Genomic DNA, 14,460 nt, shown 5'->3' with positions numbered 1-14,460 from the left:
ACGAAAGTGCAATATACAGCTCGTATTGATGCACGTCAATATGATTACGAAGGCAAGCATAGCCCATATACTGAACACATGGCTTCCTCCCCCGCTCCCAAGACCAGCGCTGACGCGGCTGAGTGTTGTTCCCTCAGCACGGGCCCTCTGAGCGCCGCCGAGGCGGCGCACTTTTCCCAGCAATTTAAAGTCCTGGCTGACCCAGCCCGCCTCCGGCTCCTGTCCATTCTGTGTGATGAAGGGTGCGGACCGATGAGCGTCACGAAACTCACAGAGCTCACCGCACTGAGCCAACCCACAGTCTCCCACCACTTGGCACGTCTGCGGGAAGCTGGCCTCCTCACCCGAGAGCAAAGAGGCCGTACCGTCACTCATCGCGTTGAAAAAGACGCTTTTACGGCGTTGCGCACACTTCTCTCTTTCGATTGACCCGCGAACCAGCGTGCACCCGTTAGCCAGCGTGCAATAGCGGGGCGGGAAATAGAAAAAGCCCGAGCATCTGCTCGGGCTTCGTTACGCGCTCAGCGCAGTAATCATAGTTAGAGGTTCGGGAACCAGATGGAGATCTCGCGCTCAGCGGACTCCGGGGAGTCGGAGCCGTGGACGACGTTCTCGCCAACGGTCAGAGCGAAGTCACCGCGGATGGTACCCGGGGTGGCCTTCTCCACCGGGTGGGTGCCACCGGCGAGCTGACGCCATGCGGCGATGGCGGATTCACCTTCGACAACGCCCGCAACCAGCGGTGCGGAGGTGATGAAGTCAACGAGATCGCCGAAGAAAGGCTTATCCTCGTGCTCTGCGTAGTGCTTCTTTGCGGTCTCCTCGTCGGCGACGCGCAGATCCATGGCGACGAGCTTCAGGCCCTTGCGCTCGATGCGGGAGATGATCTCGCCCACGTGGCCGTTCTTCACGCCGTCCGGCTTGATGAGAATGAGTGTACGTTCAGTCATAGGGCACATAGTACAGAACAGGTGCTCCCGCGTCCCGACAGTGGGCCAATTATTAAGCGCTACGTGAGGCGGCGCACGATTTCCTCCGCGCGCTCATGGCTCGTGCCACGAAACCACATCTGTACTTGACGCACGGCCGTGCCGTATTGGCCGCTCTCCAGCAGGCCTTTCAGCTCCTCGCGGTGCCATTCTTCCAAATCCGCAAACTCCACCGGGCGCTCGTCGCGCTGCTGTTTGAGCACGCCGACGACGAGGAAGACGAAGGCCGGAATCAACAGCGCCAGTGGCAGCGCAAAACCGCCAAAATACAGCTTGGCCACGAGAGCAGCGATGCACAGCAGGGCGGACAGGCCGTAGAGAAGAAAGAGCATGCCGGCTAGTCTAGCGCGTTCAGCATCGACTGCAGCCAGACGCGAGAGTTCATGAGCAGGCGCTTCGCCTCCGCGGTATGGGGAGCCCACAACTCGAAGGCGTGGACGCCGCCATCCACAACCTCGCACTGCGTGGGCACGCCTGCGGACTTCAGGCGCTCGGCGTAATCCACAATCTCGCCGTAGAAGAGCTCGCTGCTGCCCGCATACAGCCACGCCGGCGGTAGGCCAGACAGTTCCGCGCGGCGGCCGGGCACGGCATAGGGCGCGTCCGGCTTGCCGTTGGTGTAGTAGCGCCAGGCCTGCGCGTTGGAATCCGCATCCCAGATGGGGTTGCGGTCGGTGGACGCTGCGCGGTCATCCAGCATCGGACAAAATAGCCACTGCCCCGCCGGCTGGATTCCGCCTTCATCATAGAGGCGCTGGCACAAGGCGGCGGCGAGCCCTCCCCCGGCGCTTTGGCCGCCGATGACAATCCGATCCGGACTAATTCCCAGCTCCTCCGCGTGCGTGAGGAGCCAGTGGTGGGCCGAGTGGACGTCGTCAAGCGCGGCCGGATAGGGGTTTTCCGGGGCATAGCGATAGCGCGGCGCGATGACGGTGACGCCGACTTCCGCGGCGGTCTCTTTGAGGTGTTTGACGTCCTGGCGCGGATGGCCCATGAGCAGCCCTCCGCCGTGGATCCACAACACGGCGCCGCGTGGGTTCTCCGGGCTATAGATGGTCGCGCGGATTTCGGCGTTTCTCACCCGCCGCGTGCGCACGCCCTGGATATAGGGGGCGGGCCACAGCGCTGGAACTACACGCCCGGCGCGGCGGATCAGCGGGTTGGTCGGATCCCACAAAGACATGAATGCTGCGCCCGCGCGCAGCTCCGGCCGGATATACACCGCGGCGGTCTACTTCTCAGTCAGGTGCTGCGTAGTGAGGTAGCCGCGGTCCATGCGGGCAACGAGCACCGAGCGCATATACGCCGCCAGAGCCCAGAGAAGGGCGAAGATGATGAAGATCGTGGCCACGGACCAGTGGACCATGAAACCAAGAACAATGCCGATGACGTGGAACACGATCAATACCCCGACGACCCAGGACTTGTTCATGAACGGGAAGGACGCTAACAACAGCACCATAAATCCGATGACCACGCCATAGTTGAACGGGGTCCACAGGGTGCCGTCATACAGCTTGTACAGCATCGGCAGCGCCAAAACCAAGGTGATGAGTTCCAGCGTGAGGGAACTGGCCACCACCATGCCACCGAATTGCTTGAGGGGATCCTTGGCCGGCGCTTGGCCTAGTCCGAGCGGGCCGATCTCCTCCTCGGGGACGGGTTTGCGGGGGCTCATGCGGGCTCCTTTCCAAAGAGTGCGCGGGCGTCACCTGCCGTGACCACCGAGCCAGTAATCACGATGCCGGAACCGGACTGCACATCGGCCTCCTCCGCCAATTCCACGGCTTGGGTATAGGCGCTGGGCAGCTCGGGTTCGACATACACGCGCTCCTCACCGAAGATGTCGCGGGCGAGCTCCGCTAGCTCGTAGGCATCGCGGGCGCGCGGCGAGGTGTTCTGCGTGATGACGACTTCCGTGAGAACGGATTCCAGGGCCGTGAGGATGCCGGCGGCGTCCTTGTCGGCGAAGATGGACACCACGCCGATGAGGCGGGCGAAGTCGAAGTCGCGGTCGAGCGCTGCGGCTAGGGCCTTAGCGCCGTGCGGGTTGTGGCAGGCGTCCAAGAAGGTCGTGGGGCTGGTGCGCACGCGCTCCAAGCGTCCGGGGGAAACGGCCTTGGCAAAGCCGGTGCGCACGGAGGCGATATCGAGCTGATTGCCTGACGACGCCCCGAAGAAAGCCTCCACCGCCGCCAAGGCGACGGCCGCGTTCTTGGCTTGGTGCTCGCCGTGCAGCGGCAGGAAGATGTCCTCATAGAGGCCGCCGAGACCTTGGATGGTGAGCTGCTGGCCGCCGACGGCAATGCGGGATTCCAGCGCGGCGAACTCGGAGCCCGCGCGCGCTACGCCGGCGCCGACGTCGACGGTGCGCTGCAGCAGCACACGCATGGCCTCCGGCTCCTGCTCGGCGATGATAGCGATGTTCTCCCCCGGCGTGAGCACGTCGTCGGCATCGTGCTCGCGGGCTTTGATGATGCCGGCCTTTTCACCGGCAATCTCGGTGATGGTGTCACCGAGGTAATCCGTGTGGTCGAGACCCACCGGCATGACCACGGCTACCTCCGCGTTGACCACGTTCGTGGCATCCCACGTGCCGCCAAGGCCAACCTCGACCACGGCGACGTCGATGGGCGCATCGGCGAAGGCCGCGTAGGAAATACCCACGAGCACCTCGAAGGTGGACATGGGGATGTCGGAGCGGGAATCCACCATTTCCACATAGGGCTTGATTTCGCGCCAAATGCGCACGAAGTCGCGCGGGTGGATGGGGTGGCTGTCGATGCCGATGCGCTCGGTCACCAACTGCAGGTGCGGGCTGGTGACGAGGCCTACGCGGCGGTGGAAGGAGCGCAGCAGCGAATCGATCATGCGCGCGGTCGAGGACTTGCCGTTGGTGCCTGCAACCTGGATGACGTGGAAGGAACGCTCCGGGTTGCCCAAGAGATCCATGAGCATCTCGATGCGCTCGAGGCTGGGCTCAATGATAGTCTCCGGGGCACGCGCGTTGAGCTCCGCGGTCACCTGAGCCAGCTCCGCGAGCTCCTCCGGCGTGGCCTGCTCGGGCGCTGCCTCCTCGTAGTCATCCTCGCCGCCGAGGTTGAGCGTTAGGCCGGAGTCGGTGATTTCGACCGGCCCGCCATCGGTGCCCTCCGCGAGGGCATCGACGACCTCAAATTCCTCGCGGTCTTTCTCCCCCGCCACTACTTGAGCCCCTCCAGACGTGCGGTGATGCGCTCGACTTCTTCCTGAGCCACCTGCTGGCGCACGCGGATCTTCTCCACGACGGCCTCCGGCGCCTTGGACAGGAAGGCCTCGTTACCCAGCTTCTTGCCGGTCTGGTCCAGCTCCTTCTGGGCCTTGGCCAGATCCTTCTCCAGGCGCTTGCGCTCTGCGGCGACGTCGACGGCGCCGGAGGTGTCCAGGGTGACCTCGACGGTGGCCTGGGACAGGCGCACCTCGATGGAGGCGGACGCGGTGAAGTCCTCACCCGGCTCGGTGGTGTTGGCCAGGTTGCGGATGAGCCCTTCCTGCTCCTGCAGGTCGGCCGCGGCGAAGTCGAGGCGGCCCGGGACCTTCTGGGAAGGCTTGACACCCTGATCGGAACGGAAGCGGCGCAGCTCAGTGATGAGCTTGTCTGCGTCCTGAATGCGGCGGGCGGCTACCTCGTCCTTCTCGGCGCCGCCGTTGGTGTGCTCCTGGGTAGGCCACTGCGCGGTGACGATGGTCTCCCCACCGGTCAGGGCCTTCCACAGGACCTCGGTGACAAACGGCATCGTCGGGTGCAGCAAACGCAGAACCAGATCAAGAACGCGGCCCAGAACGATCTGGGTCGTACGTCCGGTAGCCTGCTCCTCGGCGCTCGCCCCATCGAAGTCACGCGGGATCTGGGTCTTGGCAATCTCCAGGTACCAGTCACACAGCTCATCCCACACGAAGTGGTAGAGCAGCTCGTTGGCCTTGGCAAACTGGTAATCATCCAGGTAGGAATCCACCTTGGCGCGGACCTCTTCGGAACGGTCGAGGATCCAGCGGTCGGCGTCGGTCAGCGCGTCGCGTGCCGGCAGCTCAGCCACGCCCGCGCCGTTCATGAGCGCGAACTTGGTGGCGTTGAAGAGCTTGGTGGCGAAGTTTCGGCCGGCAGCGGCGGCATCGACAGCCAGCGGCAGGTCCACGCCCGGGTTCGCGCCGCGGGCCAGGGTGAAGCGCAGTGCGTCCGCGCCATAGTCGCGCACCCAATCCATCGGGTCGATGCCGTTGCCCAAGGACTTCGACATCTTGCGGCCCTGCTCATCGCGCACCAGGCCGTGCAGGTAGATATCCGTGAACGGAACCTGCGGGCGGCCGTCCTTGCCCTCACCGAGCAGCTCCGGGGTGTGGGCGCCGGCGAAGGTGCCGAACATCATCATGCGGGCGACCCAGAAGAAGAGGATGTCATAGGCGGTGACCAACACGTTCGTGGGGAAGAACTTCTCCAGATCGGCGGTCTTTTCCGGCCAGCCCATCGTGGAGAAAGGCCACAGCGCAGAGGAGAACCAGGTATCCAGAACGTCCGGGTCCTGGACGTAGCCTTCTGGGGCTTCCTCGTCGGGGCCGACGCAGATAATGTCGCGCTGGCCGTCCTCGCCCTCCGGGCCGTACCAGATCGGGATGCGGTGGCCCCACCACAGCTGGCGGGAGATGCACCAATCGTGCATGTCATCGACCCACTCGAAGTAGCGCGGCTCCAGGGACTTCGGGTGGATGGTGGTATCGCCCTCGCGGACGGCATCACCGGACATCTTCGCCATCTTCTCCACGGCCACGAACCACTGCAGGCTCAGGCGCGGCTCGATGGGCTCGCCGGAGCGCTCCGAGTGGCCCACGGAGTGGACGTAGGGGCGGATTTCCTTGACAATGCGGCCCTGCTCGCGCAGCGCCTCACGGATCTCCACGCGAGCTTCCTCGCGGGTCAGGCCGTCGAACTTCGTTCCGGTGTTCGCGATGTGGCCGGTGGTGTCCATGATCGTGGGCATGTCCAGGTCGTGGCGCAGGCCCATGGCGTAGTCATTCGGATCGTGCGCCGGGGTGATCTTCACGGCACCGGTACCGAATTCCATGTCCACGTAATCATCGGCGATGATCTTCAGGCTCAAATCATCGCGGAAGGGGTGCGGCAACTCCTTACCCACCAAGTGGGCGTAGCGCTCGTCATCGGGGTGGACGGCGATGGCGACGTCACCCAGCATCGTCTCCACACGGGTGGTGGCAACGATGAGGTGCGGTTCGTCGTCGTTCAGCGAGCCGTAGCGAATGGACACGAGCTCGCCCTCGACGTCCTTGTAGACAACCTCGATATCGGAGACGGCGGTCTCCAGCACCGGGGACCAGTTAACCAGGCGGTTGGCCTGGTAGATCATGCCCTCGTCGTAGAGGGTCTTGAAGATGGTCTGCACGGCGCGGGAGAGGCCATCATCCAGGGTGAAGCGCTCGCGGGACCAGTCCACCGAGTCACCGATGGCGCGCATCTGGTTCTGGATGGTGCCGCCGAATTCTTCCTTCCACTCCCAGACCTTGTTGATGAATTCCTCGCGCTCATAGTCCCAGCGCTTCTTGCCTTCCTGCTCACGCAGGCGGGCCTCCACCTTGGTCTGGGTGGCAATACCTGCGTGGTCAGCGCCCGGCAGCCACAGGGTGGCATAACCCTGCATGCGCTTGCGGCGAATGATGGAGTCGATCAGAGTGTGGTCCAGGGCGTGGCCCATGTGCAGCTGGCCGGTGACGTTCGGCGGCGGCAGCACGATGGAATAAGGCTCCGCCTCCGAGGAAGCATCCGGGGTGAAGTAACCGGCGCTTACCCAGCCTTCGTAGAGGTCTTTCTCTACTGCCTGCGGCTCCCAGGACTTGGGAAGCTGGTCCGCGCGGTTGGTGCCAACGAGTTGCTCTTTATTCTGATCAGTCACCTGGCCAACTCTACCCTGTGCGTCAACTGGCACCACCGGCCTGTCTAGAGTAAGGGCATGTCTCACAACCCTGGCCACCGCGCCCGCCTCCGCACCCGCCATTTCGCCCGCTCTAAAGAAAACTCTCAGGCCTTCGCGTGCCTGACGAGCTATGACTGCATGACCGCCGAAATCTTCGATGAAGCCGGGGTAGATCTCCTGCTCGTCGGCGATTCCCTGGCCAATGTGGTCCTGGGCCGCGAAACCACGCTCTCGCTCACCTTGGATGAGATGATCCCCCTTGCCCGCGCGGTGGTTGCATCGACCTCCCGTGCCTTCGTGGTGGTGGACCTTCCCTTTGGCTCCTATGAGGACGGCCCCTCCCAGGCGCTCGAGACCGCGGTGCGCGTCATGAAGGAAACCGGCGCGCAGGCCGTGAAGCTGGAAGGTGGTGCGGAGCGCGCTCCCATTGTTGCCGCGCTTGTCGCCGCCGGCATCCCCGTCTGCGCCCACATTGGCTTTACACCCCAGCAGGTCCACGCCTTGGGCGGCTTCGTGGTCCAAGGCCGGGGTGCCGGTGCGGAGAAGCTTCACGACGACGCCCGCGCCCTCGCCGAGGCCGGCGCCTTCGCCGTGGTGCTGGAGATGGTCCCCGCAGCCCTTGCTGAGCAGGTGACCAAGGAGCTGCCCATCCCCACCATCGGCATCGGCGCTGGCACGCAGACCGACGGTCAGATTCTGGTGTGGACCGATGCCTTCGGCCTGGGCGGTCCCAAGGCGCCGCGTTTTGTGCGCCGCTACGCGAATCTGCGCGGCGCGCTGCTGGAAGGAGCGAAGGACTATGTCGCAGATGTGGGTGAACGTTCCTTCCCCAACGCCGAGGAGTCTTTCGAGGACTAAGGTCTTAAGCCATGCAGATCCTCACAACTAAATCCGAACTCCGTGCCTTCCGCGCGGCAACGTCCGGCTCCGTGGGCTTGGTGCCCACGATGGGCGCGCTTCACGACGGCCACGCTTCCCTCATTCGCCGCGCCCGCGAAGACAACGACACCGTGGTGTGCTCGGTCTTTGTCAACCCCCTCCAGTTCACGGACCTGGGCGATTGCGAAGACTACCGCGCCTACCCGCGCACCCTCGACGCGGATGCCGCGCTGCTGGACTCGTTGGGAGTCGATGCGGTCTTCGCCCCCAGCGTGGAGGAGATGTACCCGGGTGGTACCCCGCGGGTGTGGGTGCGCACGGGTGAGATGGGCTCGGTCTTGGAAGGTGCCTCGCGCCCCGGCCACTTCGACGGCGTAGCCACCGTGGTGAGCAAGCTGTTTCACCTTGTCGCACCGGACCGCGCTTATTTTGGGCAAAAGGATGCGCAGCAAGTAGCCATCATCCGTCGCCTGGTGGCGGACCTCGATGTGCCGCTGGACATCATCAGCGTGCCCATCGTGCGCGCAACGGACGGCGTGGCCGAGTCCAGCCGCAATGCACGCCTCAGTGCCGCCGAGCGTGAGCAGGCGGTCGCCCTATCCCAGGCGCTCTTCGCGCTGCAGGATGGCGCCTCGCTCAAAGAAGCCGAGGCCCAGCTCGCCACCTCCCCCGGCGTGACGGTGGATTACCTCACCGTGGTGGACCCAGCCACGCTCGAGCCCGTAGATACACAACACCGGCCCGCCTTGGCGCTGGTTGCAGCGCAGGTGGGGCCGGTGCGACTCATCGATAACTTGGTGCTGGAGGCTTAGCCCTTCAGCAGGTGGGCTACGGCCTCGCGCTCCTCACGCAGCTCCTGCACGGAGGCCTCGATGCGCTCCTTCTGGAAGTCACTAAGCTCCAGGCCTTGGACGATTTCCCACTTTCCGTCGCGGGAGACGGTGGGGAAACCTGCGACGAGCCCCTCGTCCACGCCATAGGAACCATCCGAAACGATGGCGGCGGTGCGCCAATCCTCGGTGCCATGGATCCAATCGTGCATGTGATCCACCGCGGCGGATGCTGCGGAGGCTGCCGAGGAGCGGCCACGCACGGCGATGATCTCGGCGCCGCGCTTGGCCACCTTCGGAATCATCTCCTCCTTGTACCAGGTCTCATCTACCTCGGCGTTGGAGTAGGTCAGGTCCGGGAACTGGGAGGCGGAGTGGTTGCCCCAAACGGCAACCTTGGTCAGCTCCGCGGTGGGCACGCCCGTCTTGAGGGACACCTGGCTCAGCGTGCGGTTGTGGTCCAGACGCATGAGCGCGCTGAACTGGCTCGGGTCCAGGTCCGGAGCGCTGTTCGCGGCGATATAGGCGTTGGTGTTGGCCGGGTTGCCCACGACGAGGACGCGAACGTCGCGCGCAGCGACGTCATTCAGCGCCTTGCCCTGCACGGTGAAGATGGCGCCGTTGGCCTCCAGCAGGTCAGCGCGCTCCATACCCTTGGTGCGCGGACGGGAGCCCACGAGGAAAGCGGCCTTGGTGTCCTTGAAGGCCACCTCCGGATCATCGGTGACGGTAATGCCGCGAAGGAGCGGGAAGGCGGAGTCATTAAGTTCCATGGCCACGCCCTCAGCGGCACCAACGGCGTCCGGGATTTCCAGCAATGCGAGTTCAACTGGAGTGTCCTTGCCATAGACATCGCCGGCAGCGATGCGCCACAGCAGGGAGTACGCGATGTTGCCGGCTGCGCCGGTCACGGTGATCTTGACGGGTTGAGAAGCAGTCATGTGTGAATCCTTTCGGCTGGGTACTCACTTCCCCACCCTAGTCCCGTTTTTCGCCCCCATGGGGTGTGATTTTACCCCCGAAAGATGCGAGTTCTTTGCACTTGAACTCCATGGCCGTCTTTTTTCGGCATAGTGGACAACTGTACGCATATTCATCGACTAGACGGGACTTTCCATGAGCACTGAGACTGCAACGGTCGACTCCGGCTCTGTTGAGCACGTGATCGATGTTGCGATAGCGCAGTTTTCTGAGCACGGTTATGCCGATACCAAGCTCGAAACCGTGTCGAAGCTGTCTGGAATGTCCAAGCGCATGATCCATTACTACTTCGGGGATAAAAAGGGCCTCTACCAGCAGGCATTGGCTGCAGCTGCCCAGCGGCTCAACCCTCCGGAGGGCAGCTTGGAAATCAATTCCGCGGTCCCGGTAGAGGGCGTGCGCACTTTGGTGGACTGGATGTTCCGCCAGCACGTGGACAACCCGGAGGCCATCCGGATGCTGACGATGGAGTCCTCTCACAGTGTGCTGGAGTCCTCGCACGCGCTTGTCGACGTTTCAGCGATCTCCCTCCACCTCGACAGGCTGCTTATGCTGGGCCAAGATTCCGGCGCCTTCCGCCCGGGCATTTCTGCGAACGATATCTTCACTCTGATTTCGGCGCTGACGATGTACCGGGTGACAAATCACGCGATGATGAGCAATCTGCTCGACATCGATATGCACACCCACAACAACACCGAGGGTCTGCACCGCATGGCCGTCGATGCCGTGCTGGCCTTCCTCACGGCGAACATCCCCGACATTGGCTTTGAGTCCTACCTCAAGCAGAACGAGACCGAGCTGGAAGCCGAATCCGCGCCCTTGGACGTCTACTCCACCGAGGACGAAGGCGACGTGTCCCGGGACCTCTACGAGTAGAACCCTCTTCCCAGCACCAGGCGGGCAATGAAACCACAGTAAAGGAACCATTTACCCGCCGGCCCGTGCATAATCCCAGGTCACGATCTCGCGCCATAGCTAAATGGTCCCACTCATCTGGTTCCTTTGCCCCCCAGCACGAAGATGGCATCTGACAGACGGCGTTTTTAGGCCTGAAAACGCCTTTTAGACAGCGCAAGAGGCATCTTCAGCCGTGAAGATGCCTCTTATAAGATGCCGTTTAGGCGGATTCCTTCGCCTCATCCGAGTACACGAACTCCGGCTCGCCGCCGTCAGTCACGCAGTCCTGCGTGATGTGGACGCTGGCAATGTCCTCGCGGTCCGGGAGGTCATACATGATGGGAACGAGCAGCTCCTCCATGATGGCGCGCAGGCCACGGGCACCGGTCTTGCGCTCGAGTGCTAGCTCGGCGATTGCCTCCAGCGCCGCATCCTCAAAGTGCAGCTCCGCACCATCCATGCTGAACAGGCGCTGGTACTGCTTGACCAGGGAGTTCTTCGGTTCCACCAGTACCTTAACCAGCGATTCGCGGTCCAGGTTATCCACCGTGGCCACAACTGGCAGGCGGCCGATGAATTCCGGGATGAGGCCGAACTTCACCAAGTCCTCTGGGCGCACCTGGGAGAAGAAGTCGACGGATTCCTTCTCATCCTTGGTCTCCAGCTTGGCGCCGAAGCCCACGCCCTTCTTGCCCACGCGCTCCGAAATCACCTTGTCCAAGCCCGCGAAAGCACCGGCCACGATGAAGAGGATGTTCGTCGTGTCCAGCTGGATGAACTCCTGATTCGGGTGCTTGCGCCCGCCCTGCGGCGGAATGGCCGCCACGGTTCCCTCGAGGATCTTCAGCAGCGCCTGCTGCACGCCCTCACCGGACACATCGCGGGTAATCGAGGGGTTCTCCGACTTGCGGGAGATCTTGTCCACCTCATCGACGTAAATGATGCCGTGCTGCGCGCGCTCCACATCAAAGTCCGCAGCCTGCAGCAGCTTGAGCAGGATGTTCTCAACATCCTCGCCCACGTAACCGGCCTCGGTCAGGCTCGTGGCATCCGCGATGGCAAAGGGGACGTCGAGCAAACGCGCCAGGGTCTGCGCCAGGTAGGTCTTGCCGGAGCCCGTCGGGCCCAGCATCAGGATGTTGGATTTGGCAATCTCCACTTCTTCATCCTGCGTCTTCTTCCGACGACCTTCCAAGCCCGCGGCTTCCTCAGCCTTAATGCGCTTGTAGTGGTTGTACACAGCCACCGACAACACGCGCTTGGCCTGGTCTTGGCCGATGACATACTTATCCAGAAAAGCCGAAATCTCCGAAGGACGCGGAAGGCGCATTTCCTTCTCTTCGTTCGCCTCAGCCTGAGCCGCGCCGAGCTCCTCCTCGATGATTTCGTTGCAGAGCTCGATGCACTCGTCACAGATGTAGACGCCGCCGCCGGCGATAAGCTTCTTCACCTGCTTCTGGCTCTTTCCACAGAAGGAACACTTGAGCAGGTCAGCGCTTTCTTGCATACGTGCCATGAAGGCCTTTCAACTCTTTTCTCTGGGGTTGGGTGGAGCGATTTTACCGCAGTCTATTCCACTCTAGTAAACCGCCCAGACCCGAGCGCTATTCCTCGCGCGGCGGCGCGCCACTGAATTTAAAACGGCAGTTAATGGACATAGACAGAGCGGTTCACTAACTTACATCGAAACCTCTCCATCAGCAGAAAGACTTTCATGGATATCCGCGAACTCATCGACCGCTCCCCCATGGGCGCGCGCCAGTGGCTCATCATCGCCATCGCCCTCTTCCTCAACGCTCTCGACGGCTACGACATGGTGGCCATGGCCTTCGGCGCCGGACCTGTCAGCGAAGAGTTCGCCTTGTCCGATTCCTCCCTAGGCTGGCTCCTCTCCGCCGCGCTCATCGGTATCGGCCTCGGCTCTTTCTTTCTCGCGCCGCTAGCTGACCGCCTCGGGCGCACCACGCTGATTACCGTCTCACTCATCATCGACCTCGTCGGCCTCATTCTCACCACCCTCGCGCCAACGTTCAGCCTTCTCCTCATCTTCCGCCTCATCACCGGCATTGGCGTCGGCGGCGTCCTCGTCTGCGTCACCGTCCTCGTCAGCGAGTATTCCAACCTGCGCTTCCGCGGACTGGCCGTCGCCATCTACGCCTCCGGCTACGGCCTTGGCGCCTCCTTCTGCGGTGTTATCGCATCAACCTTCGATAGCTGGCAGCCCATCTTCTGGGTCGGCGCAGCACTCACCGTCGTGGCCCTTCTCCTCACGGTTGCTGTCGTCCCCGAGTCCGCCGACTTCCTCGCCGCCCGCGGCCGCATGGACGCCGTGCGCACCATCACCGCCAAACTCGGCCTCAAGGGCGAGGTCAGCGTCCGTCCCCGCACCAGCCACAAGGCGTCCTACACGGACCTCATCTCCCCACAGTTCCTGCGCACCTCCATCAAGCTCTGGCTGGCGTTCAGCTTCATCATGTTTGCTTACAACTTCACCTCACAGTGGACCCCGAAGCTGCTTACCGCCGAGGGCCTGACCGCCCAGCAAGGCATCATCGGCGGCATCATGCTCTCCTTCGGCGGGGCTATCGGCGCCATCCTCTTCGGCCTATTTACCACGCGCATCGACGCCCGCCCGCTGCTCATCGCCTTCTGTCTTGTCTCCTCTGTCGTCCTCGTCGGCTTCATCAACTCCACCGCCGTGCCCACCCTCATGTTTGCCCTCGGTGTCGGCGTAGGCCTTAGCCTCAACGCCTGCATCTCCGGCCTCTATACCGTCACCCCAGAGGCCTACCCTTCCGCACTGCGCACCACGGGAACGGGCGCCGCCATCGGCATCGCCCGCGTCGGCGCCACCCTCGCGCCTATCCTGGCCGGCTACCTCCTCGAAACAGGCTGGACCCCGACGGGCCTCTACACCCTCGCTGGTGTTACCGCGGTGCTGGCCGCGCTCTCCCTCATCGGCGTGCGTGCCTACACGGCGACCACAAAGCACAGCACGCCACAACCGGTAGCGGCCTAGGCTGGGACTCAGAGCCACCCTCAACCGCTAAGGAGCTTCACATGTTCGATCTTCAGGACCAGGTTGCCATCGTCACCGGCGGTGCCGCCGGCATCGGCCGCGGTATCGTCAGCGCCCTGCGCGAGGCCGGCGCGACCGTCATCATCGCTGACCTCAACGAAGAAGCCGCACACAAAACCGCCGAAGAACTCGGCGCGGACGCCCTGCTTGTCGACGTCACCTCGCGCGACTCCGTCCGCACCCTTTATAGGGACGTCGTCAAGCGCTATGGCCGCATCGACATTGTCTGTTCCAACGCCGGTGTCTTTCCCAACTGCCCGCTCGAGGACATGAGCGACGAGCAGTGGGACACCATGTTCGCCATCAACACGCACGGTACCTTCACCGTGGTGCAGGAAGCGCTGCCTTACATGAAGAAGGCGGGCTACGGGCGCATCGTCATCACGACGTCTATCACCGGCTCGCACACCGGCTACCCGGGCTGGGCGCACTACGGCGCGTCGAAGGCCGCACAACAGGGCTTCATGCGCTCTGCGGCACTGGAGGTGGCGCGCGATGGCATCACCATCAATGGAGTGCTGCCAGGCAATATCCTCACCGAAGGCCTTGAAGGCCAGGGCCAGGAGTACCTCGACCAGATGGCGCGCTCCGTCCCCATGCACCGCTTAGGTTCCCCGCGCGATATCGGCAACGCGGCGGCCTTCCTCGCTTCCCGCGAGGCAGGCTACATCACCGGCCAGACCCTCATTATCGACGGCGGCCAGATCCTTCCCGAGTCCCCCGAAGCCATCCTGCCGCCCTACGAGGCCTAAGCGCGACTAAAGCCCCGCTTCCTTTCGGATAGCGGGGCTTTAATTCTGCTCAGTTAAGCGGCTCTTCCGGTTTCGGGGTGCGTAGCG

The 14,460-nt window shown here is 63.2% G+C and carries 14 protein-coding genes; 6 read left to right on the top strand and 8 right to left on the bottom strand.

From position 1 onward, the window contains the following. Positions 1–78 precede the first annotated feature (78 nt). On the top strand, positions 79–429 hold the full coding sequence (locus HMPREF2822_RS12830) for an ArsR/SmtB family transcription factor (RefSeq protein ID WP_083299213.1): 351 nt from the start codon (positions 79–81) through the stop codon (positions 427–429). A 110-nt stretch (positions 430–539) separates the two neighbouring features. On the opposite strand, the gene ndk is transcribed toward HMPREF2822_RS12830, so the two are convergent. The 6 genes from ndk to HMPREF2822_RS00040 are packed head-to-tail and all read right to left on the bottom strand — an operon-like array spanning position 540 to position 6,931. Further along, positions 540–950 (bottom strand): nucleoside-diphosphate kinase, encoded by a 411-nt coding sequence (gene ndk, locus HMPREF2822_RS00065; RefSeq protein ID WP_070519481.1) that lies wholly within the window; start codon positions 948–950, stop codon positions 540–542. Positions 951–1,009: 59 nt separating this feature from the next. Further along, the gene (locus HMPREF2822_RS00060) at positions 1,010–1,321 is read right to left on the bottom strand and encodes a hypothetical protein (RefSeq protein ID WP_070519479.1); all 312 of its coding nucleotides are present in this window, start codon (positions 1,319–1,321) and stop codon (positions 1,010–1,012) included. A 5-nt stretch (positions 1,322–1,326) separates the two neighbouring features. Further along, positions 1,327–2,172, bottom strand: coding sequence for an alpha/beta hydrolase (locus HMPREF2822_RS00055; RefSeq protein ID WP_070520129.1), 846 nt, complete (start codon positions 2,170–2,172; stop codon positions 1,327–1,329). Positions 2,173–2,220: 48 nt separating this feature from the next. After that, positions 2,221–2,667 (bottom strand): DUF4233 domain-containing protein, encoded by a 447-nt coding sequence (locus HMPREF2822_RS00050; RefSeq protein WP_070519477.1) that lies wholly within the window; start codon positions 2,665–2,667, stop codon positions 2,221–2,223. Continuing rightward, positions 2,664–4,193, bottom strand: a complete 1,530-nt coding sequence (locus HMPREF2822_RS00045) for a bifunctional tetrahydrofolate synthase/dihydrofolate synthase (RefSeq protein ID WP_070519475.1) — start codon at positions 4,191–4,193, stop codon at positions 2,664–2,666. Before HMPREF2822_RS00045 ends, HMPREF2822_RS00050 begins: the two co-directional genes overlap by 4 nt. Next, the gene (locus HMPREF2822_RS00040) at positions 4,193–6,931 is read right to left on the bottom strand and encodes a valine--tRNA ligase (protein ID WP_070519473.1); all 2,739 of its coding nucleotides are present in this window, start codon (positions 6,929–6,931) and stop codon (positions 4,193–4,195) included. The genes HMPREF2822_RS00045 and HMPREF2822_RS00040 overlap by 1 nt, the downstream gene beginning before the upstream one ends. Positions 6,932–6,988: 57 nt before the next feature. On the opposite strand from HMPREF2822_RS00040, the gene panB reads away from it, so the two are divergent. Both panB and panC read left to right on the top strand, forming a co-directional pair. After that, entirely contained in the window at positions 6,989–7,810 is an 822-nt protein-coding gene (panB, locus tag HMPREF2822_RS00035; RefSeq protein WP_070519471.1) for a 3-methyl-2-oxobutanoate hydroxymethyltransferase, read from the top strand. 11 nt (positions 7,811–7,821) lie between these two features. Beyond that, positions 7,822–8,643: a pantoate--beta-alanine ligase gene (panC, locus tag HMPREF2822_RS00030; protein WP_070519469.1), complete on the top strand. Its 822-nt coding sequence runs from the start codon at positions 7,822–7,824 to the stop codon at positions 8,641–8,643. Here the strand turns inward: panC and HMPREF2822_RS00025 are convergent. Continuing rightward, on the bottom strand, positions 8,640–9,602 hold the full coding sequence (locus HMPREF2822_RS00025) for a malate dehydrogenase (RefSeq protein ID WP_070519467.1): 963 nt from the start codon (positions 9,600–9,602) through the stop codon (positions 8,640–8,642). The genes panC and HMPREF2822_RS00025 overlap by 4 nt on opposite strands. A 175-nt stretch (positions 9,603–9,777) precedes the next feature. Here HMPREF2822_RS00025 and HMPREF2822_RS00020 point away from each other — a divergent pair, with 175 nt between their 5' ends. Continuing rightward, positions 9,778–10,521, top strand: coding sequence for a TetR/AcrR family transcriptional regulator (locus tag HMPREF2822_RS00020; RefSeq protein ID WP_070519465.1), 744 nt, complete (start codon positions 9,778–9,780; stop codon positions 10,519–10,521). A 241-nt stretch (positions 10,522–10,762) separates the two neighbouring features. On the opposite strand, the gene clpX is transcribed toward HMPREF2822_RS00020, so the two are convergent. Then, a complete protein-coding gene (gene clpX, locus HMPREF2822_RS00015) occupies positions 10,763–12,058 on the bottom strand; it encodes an ATP-dependent Clp protease ATP-binding subunit ClpX (protein ID WP_070519462.1) in 1,296 nt (431 codons plus the stop codon). A gap of 198 nt (positions 12,059–12,256) precedes the next feature. Between clpX and HMPREF2822_RS00010 the strand changes: the two genes are divergently transcribed. Further along, complete coding sequence (locus tag HMPREF2822_RS00010; RefSeq protein WP_070519460.1) at positions 12,257–13,561, top strand: MFS transporter; 1,305 nt, start codon at positions 12,257–12,259, stop codon at positions 13,559–13,561. Positions 13,562–13,602: 41 nt separating this feature from the next. Beyond that, positions 13,603–14,373 carry a 3-oxoacyl-ACP reductase FabG gene (gene fabG, locus HMPREF2822_RS00005; protein ID WP_070519458.1) on the top strand — a complete coding sequence of 257 codons (771 nt, stop codon included), beginning with the start codon at positions 13,603–13,605 and terminating at the stop codon, positions 14,371–14,373. Positions 14,374–14,460: the final 87 nt, after the last annotated feature.

The sequence above is a fragment of the Corynebacterium sp. HMSC062E11 genome (genome assembly GCF_001811845.1).
GTDB classification, from domain to species: domain Bacteria; phylum Actinomycetota; class Actinomycetes; order Mycobacteriales; family Mycobacteriaceae; genus Corynebacterium; species Corynebacterium hesseae.
The sequence above is the reverse complement of the archived record's forward strand: the minus strand, read 5'-3'. Positions and strand labels throughout refer to the sequence as shown.